This is a genomic window from Pseudomonas sp. GW821-FHT05D12 (assembly GCF_059419825.1).
In genome coordinates, this window is the sequence record NZ_JBWKSN010000011.1 from 226,418 (window position 1) to 250,027 (window position 23,610).

28 protein-coding genes and 1 pseudogene are annotated in these 23,610 nt (G+C 62.3%); 18 read left to right on the plus strand and 11 right to left on the minus strand.

Annotated elements, in window-relative coordinates:
• Positions 1–64: 64 nt before the first annotated feature.
• Genes AC07SI_RS21375 through pilG form a run of 4 tightly spaced genes read right to left on the minus strand, consistent with a single transcriptional unit; the run spans position 65 to position 3,469 of the window.
• The gene (locus tag AC07SI_RS21375) at positions 65–2,116 is read right to left on the minus strand and encodes a methyl-accepting chemotaxis protein (protein ID WP_106802394.1); all 2,052 of its coding nucleotides are present in this window, start codon (positions 2,114–2,116) and stop codon (positions 65–67) included.
• Complete coding sequence (locus AC07SI_RS21380; RefSeq protein WP_065902122.1) at positions 2,113–2,637, minus strand: chemotaxis protein CheW; 525 nt, start codon at positions 2,635–2,637, stop codon at positions 2,113–2,115. The genes AC07SI_RS21375 and AC07SI_RS21380 overlap by 4 nt, the downstream gene beginning before the upstream one ends.
• 12 nt (positions 2,638–2,649) lie before the next feature.
• Positions 2,650–3,015: a twitching motility response regulator PilH gene (gene pilH, locus AC07SI_RS21385; RefSeq protein ID WP_014720320.1), complete on the minus strand. Its 366-nt coding sequence runs from the start codon at positions 3,013–3,015 to the stop codon at positions 2,650–2,652.
• 46 nt (positions 3,016–3,061) lie between these two features.
• The gene (gene pilG, locus AC07SI_RS21390) at positions 3,062–3,469 is read right to left on the minus strand and encodes a twitching motility response regulator PilG (RefSeq protein WP_010564379.1); all 408 of its coding nucleotides are present in this window, start codon (positions 3,467–3,469) and stop codon (positions 3,062–3,064) included.
• 238 nt (positions 3,470–3,707) lie between these two features.
• Here pilG and gshB point away from each other — a divergent pair, with 238 nt between their 5' ends.
• The 7 genes from gshB (at position 3,708) to AC07SI_RS21425 (ending at position 9,813) form a co-directional block, all read left to right on the plus strand.
• On the plus strand, positions 3,708–4,661 hold the full coding sequence (gene gshB, locus AC07SI_RS21395) for a glutathione synthase (RefSeq protein WP_106802393.1): 954 nt from the start codon (positions 3,708–3,710) through the stop codon (positions 4,659–4,661).
• A gap of 77 nt (positions 4,662–4,738) precedes the next feature.
• Positions 4,739–5,647 carry an energy transducer TonB gene (locus tag AC07SI_RS21400; protein WP_065902126.1) on the plus strand — a complete coding sequence of 303 codons (909 nt, stop codon included), beginning with the start codon at positions 4,739–4,741 and terminating at the stop codon, positions 5,645–5,647.
• Positions 5,648–5,920: 273 nt separating this feature from the next.
• Positions 5,921–6,490: a YqgE/AlgH family protein gene (locus AC07SI_RS21405; RefSeq protein ID WP_065902129.1), complete on the plus strand. Its 570-nt coding sequence runs from the start codon at positions 5,921–5,923 to the stop codon at positions 6,488–6,490.
• On the plus strand, positions 6,490–6,927 hold the full coding sequence (gene ruvX, locus AC07SI_RS21410; protein ID WP_065902131.1) for a Holliday junction resolvase RuvX: 438 nt from the start codon (positions 6,490–6,492) through the stop codon (positions 6,925–6,927). Before AC07SI_RS21405 ends, ruvX begins: the two co-directional genes overlap by 1 nt.
• 82 nt (positions 6,928–7,009) lie before the next feature.
• Positions 7,010–7,516 (plus strand): bifunctional pyr operon transcriptional regulator/uracil phosphoribosyltransferase PyrR, encoded by a 507-nt coding sequence (pyrR, locus tag AC07SI_RS21415; RefSeq protein WP_065902137.1) that lies wholly within the window; start codon positions 7,010–7,012, stop codon positions 7,514–7,516.
• Between the two features lie 24 nt (positions 7,517–7,540).
• Positions 7,541–8,545: an aspartate carbamoyltransferase catalytic subunit gene (locus AC07SI_RS21420; RefSeq protein ID WP_065902138.1), complete on the plus strand. Its 1,005-nt coding sequence runs from the start codon at positions 7,541–7,543 to the stop codon at positions 8,543–8,545.
• Positions 8,542–9,813, plus strand: a complete 1,272-nt coding sequence (locus AC07SI_RS21425) for a dihydroorotase (RefSeq protein WP_065902139.1) — start codon at positions 8,542–8,544, stop codon at positions 9,811–9,813. The genes AC07SI_RS21420 and AC07SI_RS21425 overlap by 4 nt, the downstream gene beginning before the upstream one ends.
• A gap of 144 nt (positions 9,814–9,957) precedes the next feature.
• On the opposite strand, the gene AC07SI_RS21430 is transcribed toward AC07SI_RS21425, so the two are convergent.
• On the minus strand, positions 9,958–10,386 hold the full coding sequence (locus tag AC07SI_RS21430) for an NINE protein (RefSeq protein WP_106802392.1): 429 nt from the start codon (positions 10,384–10,386) through the stop codon (positions 9,958–9,960).
• Between the two features lie 250 nt (positions 10,387–10,636).
• On the opposite strand from AC07SI_RS21430, the gene AC07SI_RS21435 reads away from it, so the two are divergent.
• On the plus strand, positions 10,637–11,275 hold the full coding sequence (locus AC07SI_RS21435) for a C40 family peptidase (protein WP_106802391.1): 639 nt from the start codon (positions 10,637–10,639) through the stop codon (positions 11,273–11,275).
• A 308-nt stretch (positions 11,276–11,583) separates the two neighbouring features.
• On the opposite strand, the pseudogene AC07SI_RS21440 reads toward AC07SI_RS21435, so the two are convergent.
• Positions 11,584–12,617 (minus strand): annotated as a pseudogene (locus AC07SI_RS21440) (type IV pilus twitching motility protein PilT).
• A 57-nt stretch (positions 12,618–12,674) separates the two neighbouring features.
• Between AC07SI_RS21440 and AC07SI_RS21445 the strand changes: the two are divergent.
• From AC07SI_RS21445 to AC07SI_RS21485, 9 genes are all read left to right on the plus strand, one after another.
• Positions 12,675–13,361 (plus strand): YggS family pyridoxal phosphate-dependent enzyme, encoded by a 687-nt coding sequence (locus AC07SI_RS21445; RefSeq protein ID WP_495006464.1) that lies wholly within the window; start codon positions 12,675–12,677, stop codon positions 13,359–13,361.
• A gap of 33 nt (positions 13,362–13,394) precedes the next feature.
• Positions 13,395–14,213, plus strand: a complete 819-nt coding sequence (gene proC, locus AC07SI_RS21450; protein ID WP_213554054.1) for a pyrroline-5-carboxylate reductase — start codon at positions 13,395–13,397, stop codon at positions 14,211–14,213.
• A gap of 24 nt (positions 14,214–14,237) precedes the next feature.
• Positions 14,238–14,825: a YggT family protein gene (locus AC07SI_RS21455; RefSeq protein WP_065902151.1), complete on the plus strand. Its 588-nt coding sequence runs from the start codon at positions 14,238–14,240 to the stop codon at positions 14,823–14,825.
• 188 nt (positions 14,826–15,013) lie between these two features.
• Positions 15,014–16,153 carry a homoserine O-succinyltransferase MetX gene (gene metX / locus AC07SI_RS21460; RefSeq protein ID WP_065902154.1) on the plus strand — a complete coding sequence of 380 codons (1,140 nt, stop codon included), beginning with the start codon at positions 15,014–15,016 and terminating at the stop codon, positions 16,151–16,153.
• A 7-nt stretch (positions 16,154–16,160) separates the two neighbouring features.
• Positions 16,161–16,781, plus strand: a complete 621-nt coding sequence (metW, locus tag AC07SI_RS21465) for a methionine biosynthesis protein MetW (protein ID WP_016972957.1) — start codon at positions 16,161–16,163, stop codon at positions 16,779–16,781.
• 21 nt (positions 16,782–16,802) lie between these two features.
• Positions 16,803–17,237, plus strand: coding sequence for a DUF4426 domain-containing protein (locus tag AC07SI_RS21470; protein WP_065902156.1), 435 nt, complete (start codon positions 16,803–16,805; stop codon positions 17,235–17,237).
• Positions 17,234–17,830: an RdgB/HAM1 family non-canonical purine NTP pyrophosphatase gene (rdgB, locus tag AC07SI_RS21475; protein ID WP_495006465.1), complete on the plus strand. Its 597-nt coding sequence runs from the start codon at positions 17,234–17,236 to the stop codon at positions 17,828–17,830. The genes AC07SI_RS21470 and rdgB overlap by 4 nt, the downstream gene beginning before the upstream one ends.
• Positions 17,827–19,029 (plus strand): radical SAM family heme chaperone HemW, encoded by a 1,203-nt coding sequence (gene hemW, locus AC07SI_RS21480; RefSeq protein ID WP_495006466.1) that lies wholly within the window; start codon positions 17,827–17,829, stop codon positions 19,027–19,029. Before rdgB ends, hemW begins: the two co-directional genes overlap by 4 nt.
• Positions 19,030–19,047: 18 nt before the next feature.
• Complete coding sequence (locus AC07SI_RS21485) at positions 19,048–19,371, plus strand: DUF3392 domain-containing protein (RefSeq protein ID WP_016972961.1); 324 nt, start codon at positions 19,048–19,050, stop codon at positions 19,369–19,371.
• A gap of 138 nt (positions 19,372–19,509) precedes the next feature.
• On the opposite strand, the gene trmB is transcribed toward AC07SI_RS21485, so the two are convergent.
• The 4 genes from trmB to AC07SI_RS21505 form a co-directional block, all read right to left on the minus strand.
• Complete coding sequence (gene trmB, locus AC07SI_RS21490; protein ID WP_065902164.1) at positions 19,510–20,235, minus strand: tRNA (guanosine(46)-N7)-methyltransferase TrmB; 726 nt, start codon at positions 20,233–20,235, stop codon at positions 19,510–19,512.
• A gap of 9 nt (positions 20,236–20,244) precedes the next feature.
• Positions 20,245–21,039 carry a thiazole synthase gene (locus AC07SI_RS21495; protein ID WP_015886353.1) on the minus strand — a complete coding sequence of 265 codons (795 nt, stop codon included), beginning with the start codon at positions 21,037–21,039 and terminating at the stop codon, positions 20,245–20,247.
• Between the two features lie 63 nt (positions 21,040–21,102).
• The gene (thiS, locus tag AC07SI_RS21500; RefSeq protein WP_032865944.1) at positions 21,103–21,303 is read right to left on the minus strand and encodes a sulfur carrier protein ThiS; all 201 of its coding nucleotides are present in this window, start codon (positions 21,301–21,303) and stop codon (positions 21,103–21,105) included.
• Between the two features lie 71 nt (positions 21,304–21,374).
• A complete protein-coding gene (locus AC07SI_RS21505; RefSeq protein WP_065902165.1) occupies positions 21,375–21,755 on the minus strand; it encodes a DUF423 domain-containing protein in 381 nt (126 codons plus the stop codon).
• A 74-nt stretch (positions 21,756–21,829) separates the two neighbouring features.
• Between AC07SI_RS21505 and mtgA the strand changes: the two genes are divergently transcribed.
• Positions 21,830–22,552 carry a monofunctional biosynthetic peptidoglycan transglycosylase gene (gene mtgA / locus AC07SI_RS21510; protein ID WP_120450346.1) on the plus strand — a complete coding sequence of 241 codons (723 nt, stop codon included), beginning with the start codon at positions 21,830–21,832 and terminating at the stop codon, positions 22,550–22,552.
• A gap of 179 nt (positions 22,553–22,731) precedes the next feature.
• Here mtgA and rpoH read toward each other — a convergent pair whose 3' ends face one another.
• Complete coding sequence (gene rpoH / locus AC07SI_RS21515; protein ID WP_003176698.1) at positions 22,732–23,586, minus strand: RNA polymerase sigma factor RpoH; 855 nt, start codon at positions 23,584–23,586, stop codon at positions 22,732–22,734.
• Between the last annotated feature and the right edge of the window lie 24 nt (positions 23,587–23,610).

Sequence of the window (23,610 nt, forward strand, 5' to 3'; positions counted from 1 at the left end):
ACAGTCCGCTATCGCAGGCAAGCCAGCTCCCACAGTTGGACTGTGGTGTTCTCCAGATAGCCTTTCAATCATCCACCTGTTTTGGCGGTGGCAGGGTGAAACCCGATACCGACCGGCGTAACTGGCTGGCCATCTTCGCCAGGTTGCCGATGCTTTCCGCAGTAGCGGTGGAGCCCGACGACGTCTGGGTGGTGATCTGCTGGATCACGTTCATGGTCAGCGAGATCTGCCCCGCCGACGAGGTCTGTTGCTGCGCCGCGTTGGAGATGCTCTGGATCAGTGCCGCGAGGGTTTTCGACACGCCTTCGATCTCTTCCAGCGCCACCCCGGCGTCCTGCGCCAGCCGCGCGCCGCGCACCACTTCGGTGGTGGTCTGCTCCATGGAGATCACCGCTTCGTTGGTGTCGGCCTGGATCGCCCGCACCAGGGTTTCGATTTGCCGGGTGGCGGCGGAAGAACGCTCGGCGAGCCGCTGCACTTCATCGGCCACCACCGCAAAACCGCGCCCGGCATCACCGGCCATGCTCGCCTGGATCGCCGCGTTGAGGGCGAGGATGTTGGTCTGGTCGGCGATATCATCGATCAGGCTGACGATATCGCCAATCTCCTGGGACGACTCGCCCAGACGCTTGATGCGCTTGGCGGTGTCCTGGATTTGCTCGCGAATGTTGTCCATGCCGTGGATGGTGTTGTGCACCACCTCGTTGCCTTTGTTGGCAATCTCCACCGAACGCTCGGCCACCGCCGAGGATTCAGCGGCGTTGGCCGAGACCTGGTCGATGGACTGGGCCATCTGGTTGATCGCGGTGGAGGCTTCGGCGATCTGTTGGGCCTGATGCTCCGAGGCCTGAGCCAGGTGCATGGCGGTGGCCTGGGTGTCCTGCACCGCGCCGGCGACTTGCCCGGCGGTGAGGTTGATGGTGGCGACCAGGTCGCGCAGTTGGTCGACGGAGTAGTTGATGGAGTCGGCGATGGTGCCGGTGAAGTCCTCGGTCACCGAAGCTGTCACGGTGAGGTCGCCGTCGGCCAGGTCCTCGATTTCATCCAGCAGGCGCATGATCGCGTTCTGGTTGCGCTCGTTCTTCTCGGCGGTTTCATGCAGCTGGCGGTTGGTCTCGCGCACCATGACCAGGCCGATGAGGATGATCGAGGTCAGCGCCAGCAGGCCTAACACGTAGCCGCCGATGGTGTCGAAGCTGCGCCCGCTGGCGAGGTTTTCAAAACCGGTGGCCAGGTGCGAGGCTTCATCGAGCAGGGTTTGCGACAGGTTGAAAATATTGCTCGCCGAAGCGCGCACCTGGAACAGCTGCGGCGAGGTCTCGAGGATTTCATCCACCGAGCCGGAGACAAACTCGAACAGCTCGGCAATTTCTGCCAGCCGCGCACGCGCGTCGCGGTCTTCGACCTGAGTGATGCGCAGCCCGGCGTTGCCCTGGAGCATGCCGTTGAGCACCTGGCCGAAGCGGTTGGCGTCGCGGCCGAAAGCGTCGGCGGCCTGCACGGCGGTTTCGTCGCCGGCGAGCACGGTATTCACCGCGCCGAGAATGCGCTCGGCCAGCAGCGACTGGCGCTGGGCCAAGGCCACCTGGCTGGCCGGAGCGCCGCGTTGCAGCAGGATATCGACGACTTTTTCCGACTCCATCTGTAACTGCGGCACGGTTTCGGCCAGGGTTGCGGCCACCTGGTGCAGGGACAGCACGGTCTGCTCGCTGGCGAGGATCGCGTCGGTGTTCTTCAGCAGCGCTTCCCAGTCGGTCTGTACCGCGCGCATTTCCGCACGTACAGCATTGGGCGCGGCGGGCAGCCCAGTCTCAATGTCACCTTTTTTCAGGTAGCCCCAGCGTTGCGCGAAGTCGTTGCGCGCATCGCTCAAGAGCTTGAACGCAGCCGCCTTGCCGGCAGCGGCTTCGGTGGCGTTCTTGGCGATGCGCTGGGACAGCACGCGCAACTCACCGGCGTGACCGATGTACTGCTTGTCGTAGGTGGACTGGGTATTGAGGTACGCGAAGTTGGCGAACAACAGCATGATGAACACGATCAGCGCGATAAACAGCACGATGATCTGCGAGCGGCTGCGTGAAGCGGCCTGGGGTTTGGGCGTGGTCGGGGTGCTCATGCGGCAACATCCATGAAGCCTGGGGCCTGGGCCAGGGCGAAGGGGCTGAACACCTGCCACTGCTGGTCGCCATCGAACTGGCCCTGGATAAACGGTGCGGCGAAAGCTGCGCTCGCCCGCAGTGCGTCTTGTGCGAAATGCTGCATCCCCACCACCTCGTCTACCAGCAGCCCGACAAACAGGTCGTTGAATTCCACTACCAGCACCCGCCGCTGCTTACGTGCCCGGGACAGTTCCAGGCCGAGAAACCCGCCCAGGTCCATCACCGGCAGCAAGCGCCCGCGCAGATTGGCCACGCCCTTGACCCACGGCTTGACCCCCGGCATCAAGGTGCAGCGCGGTTCATGCAAGACCTCGGCGACTTCGCCCATGGGCGCCACATACCAATGCGGCCCCAGGCGAAAACCGATCCCGCTCCAGCGCTGCAGGCGGGTTTCCTGCGACGGCAGGTCGGCGGCCAGCAAGCGACAGCGGCGGTCGATGTCCAGCAGCAGCTCGAAGGCGGTTTGCGACTCGGTCATCATCGCGAACCTTTAGCCGGCCAGCACCTTGTTCAGCGTGGCGATCAGGGTTTCTTCATCCACCGGCTTGGTCAGGTAATCCTTGGCGCCCTGGCGCGCGCCCCAGATCTTGTCGGTTTCCTGATCCTTGGTGGTGATGATGATGATCGGGATGCCGTTGGTTTCCGGCTCCTTGGACAGCTGGCGCGTGGCCTGGAAGCCATTGAGCCCCGGCATCACGATGTCCATCAGCACGGCATCGGGCTTTTCCTGGCGGGCCAGGGCCACGCCGTCCGCGCCGTTTTCGGCCTTGAGCACCTGGTGGCCATGCTTTTCCAGCATGCCGGTGAGTTTGTACATTTCAGTCGGCGAATCGTCGACGATCAGAACGCGTGCCATGGTTTTCCCCACTACATTGGTCGGCGCCAGCCCTTGTGGGGCGGCGTCAGTGTGCTTGTTCTACTGCGGCGAACCCAGGCACGTAGGCCTTGATCGCGCCCAGCAGTTCTTCCTTGCTGAAAGGCTTGGTCAAAAACTGATCGACACCGACGATGCGCCCCTTGGCCTTGTCGAACAGGCCGTCCTTGGAGGACAGCATGATCACCGGGATCGACTTGAACGCCGGGTTGTTCTTCACCAGGGCGCAGGTCTGATAACCATCCAGGCGCGGCATCATGATGTCGACAAAGATAATGTGCGGGTGATGATCAACAATCCGGGCCAGGGCATCGAAACCGTCGATGGCCGTGATGACATCGCACCCCACGTTCTTCAACAGGGTCTCGGCGGTGCGGCGGATCGTTTTCGAATCGTCGATCACCATCACTCTCAAGGCGTTGGAATGCTGTTCCATATCTGCTCTACCATCGCCACAGCGAATCGTTTTTCGGTGTGTACTGCCTGATGTTGCACAGGATGAGCGCCGCAAGCCTTGGAATTCAAGGGCTGCTGCGCCGTGGCAGTCTTTTTAGCACAGTCTCCGGGCGCAATCTATCGAGCAACCGGCCAGGTGGTTTTTCCTTGACCCACAACAGCCGCAGCGCCACTCTGACGCCACTTTTATGCGCCTAATTTGCTAGAGGAAATCCCCCATGAGCGTTCGCGTCGGCATTGTCATGGACCCTATCGCCAGCATCTCCTATAAAAAGGACAGCTCGCTGGCCATGCTCCTGGCCGCCCAGGCCCGCGGCTGGAGCCTGTTCTATATGGAACAGCCGGATCTTTACCAGGGTGACGGCGAGGCTCGCGCGCGCATGCGCCCGCTGCAGGTGTTTGCCAACCCCGAGAAGTGGTTCGAGCTTTCGGACGAAATCGACAGCCCCCTGAGCGACCTGGACGTGATCCTGATGCGCAAGGACCCGCCGTTCGACATGGAATTCGTCTACTCCACTTACCTGCTGGAGCAGGCCGAGCGCGCCGGGGTGTTGATCGTCAACAAGCCGCAGAGCCTGCGCGACTGCAATGAAAAACTGTTCGCCACGCTGTTCCCGCAGTGCACGCCGCCGACCGTGGTCAGCCGCCGCGCCGATGTGCTGCGTGAATTCGCCGCCAAGCACGGCGACGTGATCCTCAAGCCGCTGGACGGCATGGGCGGTACCTCGATCTTCCGTCACCGTGCAGGGGATCCGAACCTCTCGGTGATCCTGGAGACCCTGACCGCGCTGGGCACCCAGCAGATCATGGGCCAGGCCTACCTGCCGGCGATCAAGGATGGCGACAAGCGCATCCTGATGATCGACGGCGAGCCGGTGGACTACTGCCTGGCGCGCATCCCGGCGGCCGGCGAGACCCGTGGCAACCTGGCCGCGGGCGGCCGTGGTGAAGCGCGGCCGCTGTCGGACAAGGACCGCTGGATCGCTTCCCAGGTCGGCCCGACCCTGCGCGAAAAGGGCCTGCTGTTTGTCGGCCTCGACGTGATTGGTGAAAACCTCACTGAAATCAACGTCACCAGCCCCACCTGTATCCGCGAGATCGACAATGCGTTCGGCACCAATATTGGCGAAATGCTGATGGCGGCGATTGAGCGCAAGCTCCAGGCCAAGTGACATAGAACAGCCGGACATAAACCAACATTGCGTTATCATGCGCCACCTGTGAAACGCGCGATGTTGGTTTTCTTGTCATGACACTCCCGTCCGATCTGCCCCCCGAACTCTCCCACAGCGGCGTGCGCCCGGCTGATCGGCTCGGATTTACCCTGTTCCTCGCTGCACTGATTCACCTGGCCTTGATCCTCGGCGTGGGGTTCACCATGGTCGAACCCAAGCAGATCACCCAGACCCTGGAAATCACCCTCGCCACCTTCAAGAGTGAAAAGCCGCCCGAAAAGGCTGACTTTCTCGCCCAGGACAACCAGCAGGGCAGCGGCACGCTCGACAAGAAAGCGGTGCCCAAGACCACCGAAGTGGCGCCGTTCCAGGACAACAAAGTCAACAAAGTCACCCCGCCACCGCCTGCGCCCAAGCCCGAAGTCAAACAGGCTGCGCCCAAGGCCGCCGTGACCACCGTCGCGCCCAAACCGCAAAAAGCCCCGACCCAGCGCGAAAAGGCCAAGACCGAACCGCAACCCGAGCCTGTAAAGCCGGCGCCCACGTTCGACAGCTCGCAGCTCTCCGACCAGATCTCCAGCCTCGAAGCCGAACTGGCCAACGAACAGCAGCTCTACGCCAAGCGCCCGCGCATCTACCGGTTGAACGCCGCGTCGACCATGCGCGATAAGGGCGCCTGGTATAAGGACGAGTGGCGCAAGAAGGTTGAGCGCATCGGCAACCTGAATTACCCGGATGAAGCCCGACGCCAGCAGATTTATGGCAATTTGCGCTTGTTGGTGTCGATCAACCGCGACGGCACGTTATATGAGGTGCAGGTGCTGGAGTCCTCCGGCCAGCCGCTGCTCGACCAGGCTGCCCAGCGCATCGTGCGCCTGGCCGCGCCCTTTGCGCCGTTCACCGGCGACCTGAATGACGTCGACCGCCTGGAAATCATCCGCACCTGGAAGTTTGCCAAGGGCGACCGGCTGTCCAGTAACTGACACACCGCCCCCTGGCAGCCAGCAGGATTAATAGGGCGAACAGGCTTATTGTGGCGAGCGGGCTTGCCCCGCGTTGGGCTGCGCAGCAGCCCCACTCTTCTCATCGCGTTCCTGCTGAAAAACCGCAGTGTCAGATTCTAGGGCCGCTGCGCAGCCCAACGCGGGGCAAGCCCGCTCGCCACAGTGAGCCCGCCCACCACAGCAGCCCCGCTCGTGACAATTAGGGCCCGCCGCAGCTTGTCAGTTCGCGCCTCCCCCGCCACACTAGCGGACATGAAAAATGTCAGCCCGACCTACCTCAAGCACCAATTCCTGATCGCCATGCCCCATATGGCCGACCCGAACTTTGCGCAGACCTTGACCTATATAGTCGAGCACACGGCCAATGGTGCCATGGGGCTGGTGGTGAACCGCCCGCAGGAGCTGAACCTGGCGGATATCCTCGAGCAACTGCGCCCCGAGATCGACCCGCCGGCGCGTTGCCAGGGCGTGCCGATCTATATCGGTGGGCCGGTGCAGACGGATCGCGGTTTTGTGCTGCACCCCACCGGGCCGAAGTTCCAGGCCACGGTTGACCTGGAAGGTGTGTCGCTGTCCACCTCCCAGGACATACTGTTCGCCATCGCCGACGGCGTCGGCCCGGAGCACAGTGTCATCACCCTCGGTTACGCAGGGTGGGAGGCCGGGCAGCTGGAAGCCGAACTGGCCAGCAATGCCTGGCTGACCTGCCCGTTCGACGCCGACATCCTGTTCCACACCGCCAGCGAACTGCGCCTGGAGGCGGCCGCCGCCAAGCTGCGCGTCAACCTCAGCCTGCTGACCAGCCAAGCGGGGCACGCCTGATGGCTTTGCGCCTGATCCTCGGGTTTGACTACGGCACCAAACAGATCGGCGTCGCGGTCGGCCAGGTCATCACCGGCCAGGCCCGCGAGCTGTGCACCCTTAAAGCCCAGAACGGCGTGCCGGACTGGAACCAGGTCGAAGCCCTGATCAAGGAGTGGAAGCCCGACGCCGTCGTGGTTGGCCTGCCCTTGAACATGGACGGCACACCCAGCGACATGTGCCTGCGCGCCGAGAAGTTTGCGCGTCGCCTCAATGGCCGCTACAACCTGCCCTTCTATACCCACGACGAACGCCTCACCACCTTCGAAGCCAAGGGTGAGCGCCTGGCCCGTGGCGGGCAAAAGGGCAGCTACCGCGACAACCCCGTGGACGCCATCGCCGCCGCCTTGCTGTTGCAGGGTTGGCTGGATGAAAACACCGCTTTATTTGAATCCTGACTGACGCGGCTTGCCGCGTCTTTTTACGTTTGAGCCCGGACCTTGCCGTCACCCCGCCGCGCAAGGCCTAGAAGGAGCCACCATGAGCCTGCCCAATCCCGCCGAACTGATCAGCCAGATGGCGACGAGCCTGACGGCCCATCTGCAACACCGCGCCATCAGCGAACCGCGCTTCATCGGCATTCGCACCGGCGGTGTGTGGGTGGCCCAGGCGTTGCTGGAAGCACTGGGCAGCGATTCGCCCCTGGGCACACTGGATGTGTCCTTCTACCGCGACGACTTCAGCCAGAACGGCCTGCACCCACAAGTGCGCCCGTCGGCCCTGCCATTCGAGATCGAAGGCCAGCACCTGGTGCTGATCGACGACGTGCTGATGAGCGGCCGCACCATCCGCGCCGCCATGAACGAGCTGTTCGACTATGGCCGCCCAGCCAGCGTGACCCTGGTCTGCCTGCTGGACCTGGACGCCGGCGAACTGCCGATCAGCCCGGACGTGGTCGGCGCCACCCTGTCGCTTTCAGCCCACCAGCGGGTAAAATTGTCCGGTCCCACGCCGCTCGAACTCGAACTGCAAGACCTTGCCCTTTAAACCGCCTTGTAAAGAGTCCCCGCGATGACGCCTCTAGATGCCAAGCGCCCGCTGCAGCTCAATGCTCAGGGCCAGTTGCAACATTTCTTGTCCCTCGACGGTTTGCCCCGCGAACTGCTCACCGAAATCCTCGACACCGCCGACTCGTTCCTCGAAGTCGGTGGGCGGGCGGTGAAGAAGGTCCCGCTGCTGCGCGGCAAGACCATCTGCAACGTGTTCTTCGAGAACTCCACCCGCACCCGCACCACCTTTGAACTGGCGGCCCAGCGGCTGTCGGCCGACGTGATCACGCTGAACGTGTCGACGTCGTCGGCGAGCAAGGGCGAGACCCTGCTCGACACCCTGCGCAACCTGGAAGCCATGGCCGCCGACATGTTCGTGGTCCGCCACGGCGACTCCGGTGCCGCGCACTTCATCGCCGAGCACGTGTGCCCGCAGGTCGCGATCATCAACGGCGGCGACGGCCGTCACGCCCACCCGACCCAAGGCATGCTCGACATGCTCACCATCCGTCGGCACAAGGGCAGCTTTGAAAACCTCTCGGTGGCCATCGTCGGCGACATCCTGCACTCGCGGGTAGCGCGCTCGAACATGCTGGCCCTGAAAACCCTGGGTTGCCCGGACATCCGCGTGATCGCGCCGAAAACCCTGCTGCCGATCGGCATCGAGCAATACGGCGTGAAGGTCTACACCGACATGACCGAAGGCCTCAAGGACGTGGACGTGGTGATCATGCTGCGCCTGCAGCGCGAGCGCATGGCCGGTGGCCTGCTGCCGAGCGAAGGCGAGTTCTACCGCCTGTTCGGCCTGACCACCGCGCGCCTGGCCGGGGCCAAGCCGGATGCCATCGTGATGCACCCCGGTCCGATCAACCGCGGGGTGGAGATTGAGTCGGCGGTGGCCGACGGCAACCAGTCGGTAATTCTCAACCAGGTGACCTACGGCATCGCCGTGCGCATGGCGGTGTTGTCCATGGCCATGAGCGGGCAAACCGCGCAACGTCAATTCGAGCAGGAGAAGGCCCAGTGAAGCTCAGCATTCTCGGCGCCCGAGTCATCGATCCGGCCAGTGGCCTGGATCAAGTTACCGATCTTCATCTGGAAGCCGGCAAGATCATCGCCCTCGGCGCGGCGCCCGCAGGCTTCGCCGCCAGCGAGACGATCGACGCCAAAGGCCTGGTGGCCGCGCCTGGGCTGGTCGATCTGAACGTCGCCCTGCGCGAGCCGGGCTACAGCCGCAAAGGCAACATCACCAGCGAAACCCGCGCCGCCGCGGCCGGTGGCGTGACCAGCCTGTGCTGCCCACCACACACCAAGCCCGTGCTGGACACCTCGGCCGTGACCGAGCTGATCCTCGACCGCGCCCGCGAAGCCGGCAATTGCAAGGTGTTCCCCATCGGCGCCCTCAGCAAAGGCCTGGAAGGCGAACAACTCGCCGAGCTGATCGCCCTGCGCGACGCCGGTTGCGTGGCCTTCGGCAACGGCCTGGAAAGCTTTCGCAGCACCCGCACGCTGTGCCGTGCCCTGGAATACGCGGCCACCTTCGACCTGACGGTGATCTTCCACTCCCAGGACCGCGACCTGGCGGAAGGCGGCCTGGCCCATGAAGGCGCGGTCGCCAGCTTCCTCGGCCTGCCGGGCATTCCGGAAACGGCGGAAACCGTGGCCCTGGCCCGCGACCTGCTGCTGGTGGAACAAAGCGGCGTGCGCGCGCACTTCAGCCAGCTGACCAGCGCTCGCGGCGTGGCCCTGATCGCCCAGGCGCAGGCTCGCGGCTTGCCGGTGACGGCGGATGTCGCCCTGTACCAGTTGATTTTGACGGACGAGGCGCTGATCGACTTCTCCAGCCTGTACCACGTACAACCGCCCCTGCGCACCCTGGCCGACCGTGAAGGGTTGCGTGCGGCAGTCAAATCCGGCGTGGTCTCGGCGATCTCCAGCCATCACCAGCCCCACGAGCGGGATGCCAAGCTGGCGCCATTTGGCGCGACCGAGCCGGGCATCAGCAGCGTAGAGCTGTTGCTGCCGTTGGCGATGACCCTGGTGGAAGACGGCCTGCTGGACTTGCCAACCCTGCTGGCACGCCTGAGTGCCGGCCCGGCCGAGGCCCTGCGCCTGCCGGCGGGCAAGCTGGCGGTGGGTGCGGCGGCGGACCTGGTGCTGTTTGATCCGGCCAGCTCCACGGTGGCCGGTGAGCACTGGCTGTCCAAGGGCGAGAACTGCCCGTTCATCGGCCATAGCCTGCCGGCGACGGTGCGCTACACCTTGGTGGATGGGCGGATCAGTTACCAAGCCTGATACAGCACATTGCTAATGTGGGCACGGTCAATGTGGGAGCTGGCTTGCCTGCGATAGCATCACCTCGGGTTGCCTGTTTCACCGAGGTGCCTGCATCGCAGGCAAGCCAGCTCCCACATTTGATTTCCTCCAGGCGGAAGAAATTTATCGTCCGTTATTGCGCTCGGCATTGCGGATCGAGACCTGGGTATTCAACGTCCAGAAGTCATACAGCACCCCCACCAGGAACAACCCGCCGGTCAGCAGGTAGATCAGGCCGGTGATCCATTTGCCCTGGTACATGCGGTGCACGCCGAATACGCCAAGGAACGCCAACAGAATCCACGCCACGTTGTATTCAATGGGCCCGGCGGTAAAACGCAGGTCCGCTTCACGGTCCATGGCCGGGATCAGGAACAGGTCGATCAGCCAGCCGATGCCCAGCAGGCCGAAGGTGAAAAACCAGATTGTACCGGTCACGGGCTTGCCGTAATAGAAGCGGTGCGCGCCGGTAAAACCGAAAATCCAGAGCAGGTAACCAATCACCTTGCTGTGGGTATCTTGCTGCGGACCAATCTGTTGATAGGTGTTCATGCAGTACCTCTTTTGCCTCGATAGATAAATTTTTTCACTTTCTTTGTGACTTTTTTACGGGCGCCCGACGTACGGCCAATGGTATCTTCACTGCCCTGAAAGCCTTATGCCACCTGACTTGTGTAGGACAATTGCGGCGATTCGTCGCGTTTTTCCTGAATTTGACCCCAAGGTTCAGTCGACAAACGGCCTGAGAACAGCACAAAAAGCTGTTATAAAGTTGCGCGCAAACCCATAAGAGCCACGCCTAATGCGACCATTTTTCAAGACATGGCTAACCATCTGCCTATTAATGCCACTGGCCGCCCACGCCACCAATCGTGAGCAACGACTTCCTAACGTCAACGGTTTCACCCCTAAAGTCCACAGCACGCCAAGCACGGCCAAGTCGGTAAAGCAGACCGTCAACCGCCCAACTCAACTGAGCACAGTGCACGGCAAATCGGCGACACACCTGGTTGCCGCCAACACCAAGCAAAGCAGCAACGTCCTCAGCCGCGCCGTCAACGTGCTCGGTACACCTTATCGTTGGGGCGGCAGCAGCCCAAGTAAAGGGTTCGACTGCAGCGGTTTGGTGAAATATGCGTTTAACGACGTCGCCGCAGTGGATTTGCCACGCACTTCCAACGCCATGGCCGCCGGCCACGGGCAGAAGGTCGAGCGCAAGGACCTGAAACCGGGTGACCTGTTGTTCTTCAAGCTCAAGAGCCGCCAGGTCAACCACGTAGCCATCTACCTGGGCAACGACCGCTTCATCCACGCACCACGCCGTGGCAAGGCCGTCAGCATCGACACGCTGAAAAAGCCGTTCTGGGACAAGAACTACGTGATTGCCAAGCGCGTTCTGCCTAAAGAGCAAAACAGCAACCTGCGCGTCGTGCAGCGCTAGATCCAACCGGCAGTCGCTCTCCTGCTTGAAATGCAATCAAATGTGGGAGCGGGCTTGCCTGCGATGACGGTGTGTCAGTGGCAGAGATGTCGCCTGACAGTGCGCTATCGCAGGCAAGCCAGCTCCCACATTGAACCTGCGTCGCGTCGAATATTGCGATCACACAGCGGATTATCCCCTGTGGGAGTTGTCGAGCCTTGGCGAGGCTGCGAAGGCGGTGTGTCAGCCAAAGAAAATGCCCGCAATGCCGCCGCCTTCGCAGCCTCAATCGGGCTCGACAGTTGCTCCCACATTGATATCAGCGCTCTCTAGATATCTGCAGGCACCCTCGCCTTCTCCCGTGCATCCTCTCGGCTGACCAGCCCTTCGCTGACCAACGCCTTCAAGCTCATGTCCAGCGTCTTCATCCCCAACGCCCCGCCGGTCTGAATCGCCGAGACCATCTGCGCTACCTTGTCTTCGCGGATCAAATTGCGAATGGCCGGGGTGGCCAGCATGATTTCATGGGCCGCCACCCGCCCGCCGCCGATCTTCTTGACCAGCACTTGGGCCACTACCGCCTGCAGCGACTCCGACAGCATTGAGCGGACCATGGCTTTTTCTCCCGCCGGGAACACGTCCACAAGGCGGTCCACGGTCTTTGCCGCCGACGACGTGTGCAGGGTGCCAAAGACCAGGTGGCCGGTCTCAGCGGCCGTCAGCGCCAGGCGGATGGTTTCCAGGTCGCGCAGTCACCCACCAGGATCACATCCGGGTCTTCGCGCAGTGCCGAGCGCAAGGCCGTGGAAAAGCTATGACTGTCGCGGTGGACCTGGCGCTGGTTGATCAGCGCCAGTTTCGGCGTGTGGATAAATTCGATCGGGTCTTCCAGCGTGAGGATGTGCTGGCGTCGGTGCTGGTTGAGGTAGTCGATCATCGCCGCCAGGGTGGTGGACTTGCCGGACCCGGTCGGCCCGGTCAGCAGCACCAGGCCGCGCGGCAGTTGGGCGATACGCCGGAACACCTCGCCCAACTCAAGGCCTTCCAGGCTCTGGACTTCAGAAGGAATGGTGCGAAACACCGCGGCCATGCCGCGATCCTGCTGGAATACATTCGCCCGGAACCGCGCCAGCCCGGGCAGCGCGAAGGCGAAATCCGTTTCAAGAGATGTTTCGAAATCCTTTTGCTGGTATTTGTTCAGCAACGGGCTCAACAAGTCCGCCACTTGCGGGGCCGAAAGCACCGGGCAATCCAGCGGCCAAACCTCGCCATCGATTCGCAACATGGGTGCAAGACCTGCCGACAGGTGCAGGTCAGAGGCGCCACGACGCACGCTGGCCGTGAGCAATTCAGTGATATCCATAGGGCTTTCCATTTCCAGTAGAATGCCGCGGACTCCATATCCACGGGCGCATCTTGAATGTCGACGATAGCAGACAACATCGGCCTGGTTAGCCAGCGCATCCGCGCCGCAGCCGACGCCGTGCAACGTGACGCAAACAGCATCCACCTGCTGGCCGTGAGCAAGACCAAACCCGCGCAAGCCGTGCGCGAAGCCTATGCCGCCGGCCTGCTCGACTTCGGCGAGAACTATCTGCAGGAGGCCCTGGGCAAACAGGCGCAATTAACCGACCTGCCCTTGAGTTGGCACTTCATCGGCCCCATTCAATCGAACAAGACTCGCGCGATCGCCGAGAACTTCGCTTGGGTGCATTCCGTGGACCGCCTGAAAATCGCACAACGCCTGTCCGAACAACGCCCGGCCGACCTGCCACCGCTGAATATTTGCATCCAGGTCAATGTCAGCGGCGAAGCCAGCAAGTCCGGCTGTACGCCCGCCGACCTGCCGGCCCTGGCCAACGCCATCAGCGCCCTGCCGCGCCTGAAGCTGCGTGGCCTGATGGCGATCCCTGAGCCGACTGAAGATCGGAGCGCACAAGATGCAGCGTTCGCTGCCGTGCGCGAGCTGCAAGCCAGCCTGAACCTGGCGCTCGACACACTTTCCATGGGCATGAGCCACGACCTCGAGTCGGCCATCGCCCAAGGCGCCACCTGGGTGCGGATCGGTACCGCCCTGTTTGGTGCCCGCGACTACGGCCAGCCATGAAATGGCTGACATCCATCTGAATAAGGACCTGTCATGAGCAACACGCGTATTGCCTTTATCGGCGCCGGCAACATGGCGGCCAGCCTGATCGGCGGCCTGCGGGCCAAAGGCCTGGACGCAGCGCAGATCCGCGCCAGCGACCCCGGTGACGACACCCGTGCCCGCATCAGCGCCGAACACGGTATTCAAACCTTTGCCGACAACGCCGAGGCCATCAGCGGCGTCGATGTGATCGTGCTGGCGGTCAAGCCGCAAGCCATGAAAGCCGTGTGCGAAAGCCTGCGCCCGAGCCTGCAGCCACACCAGTTGGTGGTGTCCATCGCTGCCGGCATCACCTGCGCCAGCATGAACAACTGGCTCGGCGCGCAGCCGATCGTGCGCTGCATGCCCAACACGCCGGCGCTGCTGCGCCAGGGCGTGAGCGGCCTGTACGCCACCGCCGAAGTGAGCGCCGAACAGCGCGACCAGGCCCAGGAGTTGCTGTCTGCCGTGGGCATTGCCCTGTGGCTGGAACAGGAACAACAGCTGGACGCCGTCACCGCCGTCTCCGGCAGTGGCCCGGCGTACTTCTTCCTGCTGATCGAAGCCATGACCGCCGCTGGCGTGAAACTCGGCCTGCCCCACGAAGTCGCCGAGCAACTGGCCGAGCAAACCGCCCTGGGCGCCGCGAAGATGGCCGTTGGCAGCGAAGTTGACGCCGCCGAGCTGCGCCGTCGCGTGACGTCTCCAGGTGGCACCACCCAGGCAGCTATCGAATCGTTCCAGGCCGGCGGCTTTGAAGCCCTGGTCGAAAAAGCTCTGGGTGCCGCGGCACATCGTTCGGCTGAGATGGCCGAGCAGCTGGGCAAATAGTCGTCCCCTACATAGGAAACAAACATGCTCGGAATCAATGACGCTGCCATTTTCATCATCCAGACGCTGGGCAGCCTGTACCTGCTGATCGTGCTGATGCGCTTTATCCTGCAACTGGTGCGGGCGAACTTCTACAACCCGCTGTGCCAGTTCGTGGTCAAGGCCACCCAGCCCTTGCTCAAGCCGCTGCGCCGGGTGATCCCGAGCCTGTTCGGCCTGGACATGTCGTCGCTGGTGCTGGCGCTGCTGCTGCAGATCCTGCTGTTCGCGGTGATCCTGATGCTCAATGGCTACCAGGCCTTCACTGTGTTGCTGTTGCCTTGGGCGCTGATCGGCATCTTCTCGCTGTTTTTGAAGATCATCTTCTGGTCGATGATCATCAGCGTGATCCTCTCCTGGGTCGCTCCCGGCAGCCGTAGCCCGGGTGCCGAACTGGTCTACCAGATCACCGAGCCGGTGCTGGCGCCGTTCCGTCGCCTGATCCCCAACCTCGGCGGCCTGGATATTTCGCCGATCTTCGCGTTCATCGCGATCCAGCTGGTGCAAAGCTGGGTGATTCCGCGCCTGGCGTTCTATGCGTTCATGCCCAAGGAACTGTTCGGCCTGATCTGACGCTGAACAAATGTGGGCGCTGGCTTGCCTGCGATAGCAGCACAGCGGTGTAATCCCAACACCGAGGTGCCCGCATCGCAGGCAAATCGGCGCCCACATTTTGTATCTGCCTACCGGTGCAGGCCTTTGCTTGCCGCTGGGTGCAGCGGTCTTTAGACTTACGCCTCATTTAAACGAGAGCAGGGTCGATGCCAGCTGCCTTCCCCCCCGATTCTGTTGGACTGGTCGTGCCCCAAGTGGCGCACTTCAGCGAACCGCTGGCCCTGGCCTGCGGCCGTTCGCTGCCTGCCTACGACCTGATCTATGAAACCTACGGCCAGTTGAACGCCACGGCGAGCAACGCCGTGCTGATCTGCCACGCCTTGTCCGGCCATCACCATGCCGCCGGCTACCACAGCGTCGACGAGCGCAAGCCCGGCTGGTGGGACAGCTGCATCGGCCCCGGCAAGCCCATCGACACCAACACGTTCTTTGTGGTCAGCCTGAACAACCTCGGCGGCTGCAACGGCTCCACCGGCCCCAGCAGCCTCAACCCGGAAACCGGCAAGCCGTTCGGCGCCGACTTCCCGGTGCTGACCGTGGAAGACTGGGTGCACAGCCAGGCACGCCTCGCCGACCTGCTGGGCATCGCCCAATGGGCCGCCGTGATCGGCGGCAGCCTGGGCGGCATGCAGGCCCTGCAATGGACCATCACCTACCCGGATCGCGTGCGCCACTGCCTGGCAATCGCCTCGGCCCCCAAGTTGTCGGCCCAGAACATCGCCTTCAACGAAGTGGCGCGCCAGGCCATCCTCACCGACCCCGAGTTCCACGGCGGTTCGTTCCAGGAAGCCGGCGTGATCCCCAAGCGCGGCTTGATGCTGGCGCGGATGGTCGGGCACATCACCTACCTGTCCGATGACTCCATGGGCGAGAAATTCGGCCGTGGCCTCAAGAGTGAAAAGCTCAACTACGACTTCCACAGCGTCGAGTTCCAGGTCGAAAGCTACCTGCGTTACCAGGGCGAGGAGTTTTCCGGGCGTTTCGACGCCAACACCTACCTGCTGATGACCAAGGCCCTGGACTACTTCGACCCGGCAGCCAACCATGACGATGACCTGGCGAAAACCTTCGAAGCTGCCACGGCCAAGTTCTGCGTGATGTCGTTCACCACCGACTGGCGCTTCTCGCCGGCCCGCTCCCGTGAGCTGGTGGACGCGCTGATGGCTGCGCGCAAAGACGTCTGCTACCTGGAGATCGATGCTCCGCAAGGCCACGACGCCTTCCTGATCCCGATCCCGCGTTACCTGCAGGCGTTCGGCAATTACATGAACCGCATTACTTTGTGAGAACGCCATGAGAGCCGACCTGGAAATCATCCAAGACTGGATCCCCGCCGGCAGCCGCGTGCTCGACCTTGGCTGCGGCGATGGCGAACTGCTGAGCTGGCTGCGCGACAACAAGCAAGTCACCGGCTACGGCCTGGAAAACGACCCGGACAACATCGCCCAGTGCGTGGCCAAGGGCATCAACGTGATCGAGCAGGACCTGGACAAGGGCCTGGGCAATTTTGCCAGCAACAGCTTCGACATCGTGGTGATGACCCAGGCCCTGCAGGCCGTGCACTACCCGGACCGCATCCTCGACGAAATGCTGCGCGTAGGCCGCCAGTGCATCATCACTTTTCCCAACTTCGGCCACTGGCGTTGCCGCTGGTACCTGGCCACCAAGGGCCGCATGCCGGTGTCGGACTTCCTGCCCTACACCTGGTACAACACGCCGAACATTCACTTCTGCACCTTCGAAGACTTCGAAGCCCTGTGTGGCGAGCGTGAAGCCAAGGTGATCAACCGCCTTGCCGTCGATCAACAGCACCGCCACGGCTGGGCGAGTAAGCTATGGCCCAATCTGTTGGGCGAAATCGGTATTTACCGGGTCAGCAGTCCTGGCCTGACGGACCACAAGATTGCCGTCTAATCACCTTCAAGAGGGACGATCATGAGTCGCCTGGCTATTTTTCTACTGACCACACTGCTTGGGGCCAATGCCATGGCTGCCGACGCTATCGACCCCAATCGCACGAAAGAATTTGGCGATATCACCGTGCGTTACAACACGTTTACCTCGAGTTTCCTGCAACCGGAAACCGCCCAGGAGGTAGGCGTTGTACGCAGCAAGAACAAGGGGTTGATCAACGTTTCGGTATTCAAGGGCGTAACGCCCGTGGTGGCGCAGGTGACTGGCACCATCAAGGACTTGAGTGGCAAGAGCGAAGTGCTGACGTTCAAGCAGATCACCGAAAAAGGCGCGACCAATTACCTCGCGCCTTATTCCGTACCGCAGCAAGAGGTCAAGATTTTTACCATCAACGTTGAAACCGGTGGCAAGGCTCATAGCTTCCAATTCAACCAAGAACTGTTTCCGGCGCAATGATGAACCTCACCCAACTCGTATTGGCCAGCCATAACGCCGGCAAACTCAAAGAACTCCAGGCCATGCTCGGTGAGTCCGTGCAACTGCGCTCGATTGGCGAATTCAGCCAGGTCGAGCCGGAAGAGACCGGCCTGTCGTTCGTCGAAAACGCCATCCTCAAGGCTCGCAACGCCGCACGCATCTCCGGCCTGCCGGCGCTGGCGGATGATTCGGGCCTGGCGGTGGACTTCCTCGGCGGCGCCCCCGGCATCTATTCGGCACGCTATGCCGACGGCAAGGGCGATGCGGCCAACAACGCCAAGCTGCTGGACGCCCTCAAGGACGTGCCGGACGCGCTGCGCGGCGCACAGTTCGTCTGCGTGCTGGCCCTGGTTCGGCATGCCGATGACCCGCTGCCGATCCTCTGCGAAGGCCTGTGGCACGGGCGCATCCTGCACGCGGCCAGCGGCGAGCACGGGTTTGGCTATGACCCTCTGTTCTGGGTGCCGGAGCGTAATGTTTCCAGCGCCGAACTGAGCCCCGCCGACAAGAACCAGATCAGCCACCGCGCCCGCGCAATGCATTTGCTGCGCCAACGCCTGGGCCTGAAATGACCCAGAACACCTCTGCGCAGCCACTGATCCACGGTGGCGCGCAAACACCACGGGCGGCCCTGCCCCACCTGCCGCCCCTGGCGCTGTATATCCACATCCCGTGGTGCGTACGCAAATGCCCGTATTGCGACTTCAACTCCCATACCGCCAGCGCAGTGCTGCCGGAAGAAGAGTATGTCGACGCGTTGCTGGCCGACCTTGATCAAGACCTGCATGCCGTTTATGGCAGGGAACTGAGTTCGATCTTCTTCGGCGGCGGTACGCCGAGCCTGTTCAGCGCCGCCGCGCTGGGCCGCCTGCTCAAGGGCGTGGAAGCACGCATCCCGTTTGCCAGCGATATCGAGATCACCCTGGAAGCCAATCCTGGCACCTTCGAACAAGAGAAGTTCGTGGCCTACCGCAAGCTGGGGATCAACCGGCTGTCGATCGGCATCCAGAGCTTCCAGCAGGAAAAGCTCGAGGCGCTCGGGCGCATCCACAATGGCGATGAAGCCGTGCGCGCTGCTGGCATGGCGCGCCAGGCCGGGTTTGATAACTTCAACCTGGACCTGATGCACGGGCTGCCCGATCAGTCCCTGGACGACGCCTTGAGCGACTTGCGCCAGGCCATCGCACTGAAGCCGACGCACTTGTCCTGGTACCAGTTGACCCTGGAACCCAACACCGTGTTCTGGAACCAGCCGCCCGCGCTGCCGGAAGACGACACGCTGTGGGACATCCAGGAAGCCGGCCAGGCGCTGCTGGCCGAACACGGTTACGCGCAATATGAGGTCTCGGCCTATGCCCAGCCAGGTCGCCCGGCGCGGCACAACCTGAACTACTGGAGCTTCGGCGACTTTATCGGTATTGGCGCCGGTGCCCACGGCAAGCTCAGCCACCCGGACGGGCGCATTGTGCGCACTTGGAAGACCCGTGCGCCGAAGGACTACCTCAACCCGGCCAAAAGCTTCCAGGCCGGAGCGAAAGAACTGACCAATGAGGAGCTGCCGTTCGAGTTCCTGATGAACGCCCTGCGCCTGACTGAAGGTGTCGACGCCAAGCTCTACGCCGAACGCACCGGCCTTGAGCTGGCGAGCCTGGACGCCGCGCGCCGCGAGGCAGAACAAAGTGGCTTAATGCAGGTCGAACCGTCACGCCTGGCGGCCACTGACCGCGGGCAACTCTTTCTCAATGACCTGTTGCAGAAGTTTTTGAGCTGATCGCTCTAAGGAAATCGAATGGATCTGGTACTCGACCTGCTCGCCACCGTATCCCGCTGGAGCCGTAGCAACCTGTCGGAAATCTCCCTGGCCCTGGTCGGCTGTTTGCTGGTGTTATTTGGCGCCGATATCAAAGGCTGGGTCGAAGCGCGCCTGGGCAGCATCGCCGGGGCATTGCGCGTGCCGTTGATGGCCCTGGTGTGCATGATCGGCAGCGGCGCCGCGCTGATCTACGCCACGCCGTGGATCGTGCGGGGGCTGAGCCAGTTCAATAACTACAGCCTCGCACCAGTGCTGGTGGTGGTGCTGGTATTGATTGGCGTAGTTGCGGACCGCCGCTGATTTAGAGCGCACCGCAAAACAACTGTGGGAGCTGGCTTGGCTGCGATGCAGGCACCTCGGTGTATCAGTGATACCCAGGTGATGCTATCGCAGGCAAGCCAGCTCCCACAGTTGATTGCACTTCAGGTTTCCAGCTGATTAAGCCAGCTTCTCGAACTTCAAATCCCACACACCATGCCCAAGCCGCTCGCCGCGGCGCTCGAACTTGGTGATCGGCCGCTCGGCCGGGCGTGGCACGCATTTGCCGTCTTCGGCCAGGTTGCGGTAGCCAGGGGCGACGTTCATCACTTCCAGCATGTATTCAGCATACGGCTCCCAGTCGGTGGCCATGTGCAGGATACCGCCGACTTTCAGCTTGCTGCGCACCAGTTCCGCGAAGGACGCCTGGACGATGCGGCGCTTGTGGTGACGGGCCTTGTGCCATGGATCGGGGAAGAACAGCATCAGGCGATCCAGGCTGTTGTCGGCGATGCAGCGGTTGAGCACTTCGATCGCGTCGCAGTCATACACCCGCAGGTTGGTCAGGCCTTGGGTCAGCACGCCATTGAGCAGCGCGCCGACACCCGGACGGTGTACTTCCACGCCGATGAAATCCTGCTCCGGCGAGGCGGCAGCCATCTCCAGCAGCGAGTGCCCCATGCCGAAACCGATTTCCAGGGAGCGCGGGGCCGAACGGCCGAAGACGTGGTCGTAGTCCACCGGCGCATCGGCCAGCGGCAGGACGAACAGTGGCGTGCCCTGCTCCAGGCCCTTTTGCTGGCCTTCGGTCATGCGCCCGGCACGCATCACAAAACTCTTGATGCGGCGGTGCTTGGACTCGTCACCTTCGTCCACGGTGTTCGGCGTTTCGTTTGATTCAGTCATCAATGGCTCTTACTTGATCAGACCATCCAGCGGCGAAGAGGCGCTGGCGTAGAGTTTTTTCGGCATGCGACCGGCGAGATAGGCCAGGCGGCCCGCGACGATGGCGTGGTTCATGGCTTCGGCCATCATGATCGGCTGCTGGGCGTGAGCGATGGCCGAGTTCATCAGCACCGCGTCGCAGCCCAGCTCCATGGCGATGGTGGCGTCGGAGGCAGTGCCCACGCCCGCATCCACCAGCACGGGGATCTTGGCTTCTTCGAGGATGATCTGCAGGTTGTACGGGTTGCAGATGCCCAAGCCGGAACCGATCAGGCCGGCCAGCGGCATCACGGCGATACAGCCGATTTCTGCCAGTTGGCGCGCGATGATCGGGTCATCGCTGGTGTAGACCATCACGTCGAAGCCTTCCTTGACCAGCGTTTCGGCGGCCTTGAGGGTTTCGATCACATTGGGAAACAGAGTTTTCTGGTCGGCCAGCACTTCCAGCTTCACCAGGTTGTGGCCATCGAGCAGCTCACGGGCCAGGCGGCATGTGCGCACAGCCTCGATGGCGTCGTAGCAACCGGCGGTGTTGGGCAAGAAGGTGTAGCGATCCGGCGACAGCACTTCGAGCAGGTTTGGCTCGCCTTCGATCTGGCCGAGGTTGGTGCGGCGCACGGCGAAGGTGACGATCTCGGCACCCGAGGCTTCGATGGCCAGGCGGGTTTCTTCCATGTCGCGGTACTTGCCGGTGCCGACCAGCAGGCGGGACTGGTAGGTACGACCGGCCAGGACGAAGGGCTTGTCGCTACGAACGATGCTCATGGGAAATCCTCTGTGTGGGTGAGGTTCTGCAGAATACGCGGTGGCGCACAGGCGCCGGACGGGCTAGCCGCCGCCGATGGCGTGGACCACTTCGACTTGGTCACCTTCGGTGAGCGCGGTCTCGGCGTGCTGGCTACGCGGGACGATATCCAGGTTGAGCTCCACTGCGACGCGACGCCCGGTCAGGTCCAGACGGGTCAGCAGGGCCGCAACGGTTTCACCGTCGGGCAGTTCAAAGGATTCGCCGTTCAACTGAATGCGCATGCCACGGGCCGCCATCGTTTTTAGGGGCCAGTATTCTAGCCCGATTGGGACCCAAAGGTCAGCTCCAAGCGTCAAGCGGTCAGCTGCAAGCGCCAGGCAGCGAGACCAAGGAAAAACCAGCCGAGCAGAAACGCCAACCCGCCGAACGGGGTAATGATCCCCAGTTTGCTGATGCCGGTCAGGGTCAGCACGTACAGGCTGCCGGAGAACAAAAGGATGCCGACGGCAAAGGAGATGCCCGCCCAGCCGACCAACCGGCCAGGAATATGTGCGGCCAGCAGCGCCACGCCAAACAGTGCCAGGGTGTGTACCAGCTGATAGGTCACGCCGGTATGGAAGATCGCCAGGTAGTCGGCGCTCAGGCGGTTTTTCAGGCCATGGGCGGCGAAGGCGCCGAGGGCAACACCGGTGAAGCCGAAAAAGGCAGCCAACATCAGAAAACCACGCAGCATGAGGAACTCCAGTCAGACTCAAAGGGCCGGGTCTGTATAATGGCCCGCTCAACGGGTTCGGCCAAGCCATCTCTATGCTGCGTCTCCTCTTCAATCGTTTTCTCAAAGTCGTGAAATGGTTCGCCATCGGCAGTGTCTTGCTGGTGCTGCTGTTTCGTGTCGTCCCGCCACCCTTCACCGCGTTGATGGTGGAGCGCAAGGTCGAATCCTGGTTCGACGGTGAGCCGATTGACCTGCAACGTACCTGGGTGCCGTGGGACCAGATCTCCGATGACCTGAAAGTGGCGGTGATGGCCGGTGAAGACCAGCGTTTCCCGCAACACTGGGGCTTTGATTTCGGCGCGATCCAGGCAGCGATCCTGCACAACGAGCGCGGTGGTTCGATCCGTGGCGCCAGTACGCTGAGCCAGCAGGTCTCGAAAAACCTGTTCCTGTGGGCCGGCCGCAGTTATCTGCGCAAGGGCCTGGAGGCCTGGTTTACCGGGTTGATCGAGGTGCTTTGGCCCAAACAGCGGATTCTTGAGGTGTACCTCAACAGCGTGGAATGGGATGAAGGCGTGTTTGGCGCCGAGGCTGCCGCGCGGCATCACTTTGGGGTGAGTGCCAAGGCACTCTCCCGTCAGCAGGCCAGCTACCTGGCGGCGGTGCTGCCCAACCCTCGGGTGTGGAGTGCCAGCCATCCGACCGCCTATGTGGCACGGCGAGCCGCGTGGATTCGCCAGCAGATGAGCCAGTTGGGTGGGGATGGTTACTTGGTGGAATTGAATAACTCCCGCAAGGCGCCGTGGTCCGACTGAGACCCTACAAAACCGGAGGAGCCTGCTTGAACTGGTCATCTCATCCTTTGGCGAATGACAGGCCGCTATCGCTGGCAAGCCAGCGCCTGCAAGGGATTGCGTGAGGCTCTGGGTTTTGCGCACAAACAAAAATGCCCCAATCTTTCGATCGGGGCATTTTTTTGGCTTTTCGCAGCGTTTTAGGCGGCGATCGACAACTTCAGCTTGTTCATCGCGCTTTTCTCAAGCTGACGAATCCGCTCGGCCGACACGTTGTACTTCTGCGCCAGGTCGTGCAGCGTGGCTTTTTCTTCCGCCAGCCAGCGCTGGTAGAGGATGTCACGGCTACGGTCGTCCAGCACTTCCAGCGCTTCGTGCAGGTTGTGGTTGGAGTTGTCGCTCCAGTCGGCGTCTTCCAGTTGACGGGCCGGATCATACCGGTGGTCTTCCAGGTAATTGGCCGGCGATTGGAAAGCACTGTCGTCGTCCGCTTCGGCGGCCGGGTCGAACGCCATGTCATGGCCAGTCAGGCGGCTTTCCATCTCGCGCACTTCACGCGGCTCCACGCCGAGGCTTTCGGCCACGCGGTGGACTTCCTCGTTGTTGAGCCACGCCAGGCGTTTCTTCTGGCTGCGCAGGTTGAAGAACAACTTGCGTTGGGCCTTGGTGGTCGCGACTTTCACGATGCGCCAGTTGCGCAGGATGAACTCGTGGATTTCCGCCTTGATCCAGTGCACAGCAAACGACACCAGGCGCACACCCATTTCCGGGTTGAAGCGCTTTACAGCCTTCATCAGACCGACGTTGCCTTCCTGGATCAGGTCAGCCTGGGCCAGGCCGTAGCCGCTATAGCTACGGGCGATATGTACGACAAAACGCAGGTGGGCGAGCACCATCTGCCGAGCCGCCCCCAAATCCTGCTCATAGTAGAGACTCTCGGCCAGTTCACGCTCCTGCTCCGGTGTCAGCAATGGAATGCTGTTCACCGTGTGCACATAGGCCTCCAGGTTCGCACCCGGGACCAAAGCATAAGCAGGTTGCAAAGAAGTGGTCATACGAAAAAACCTCCGACTCACATA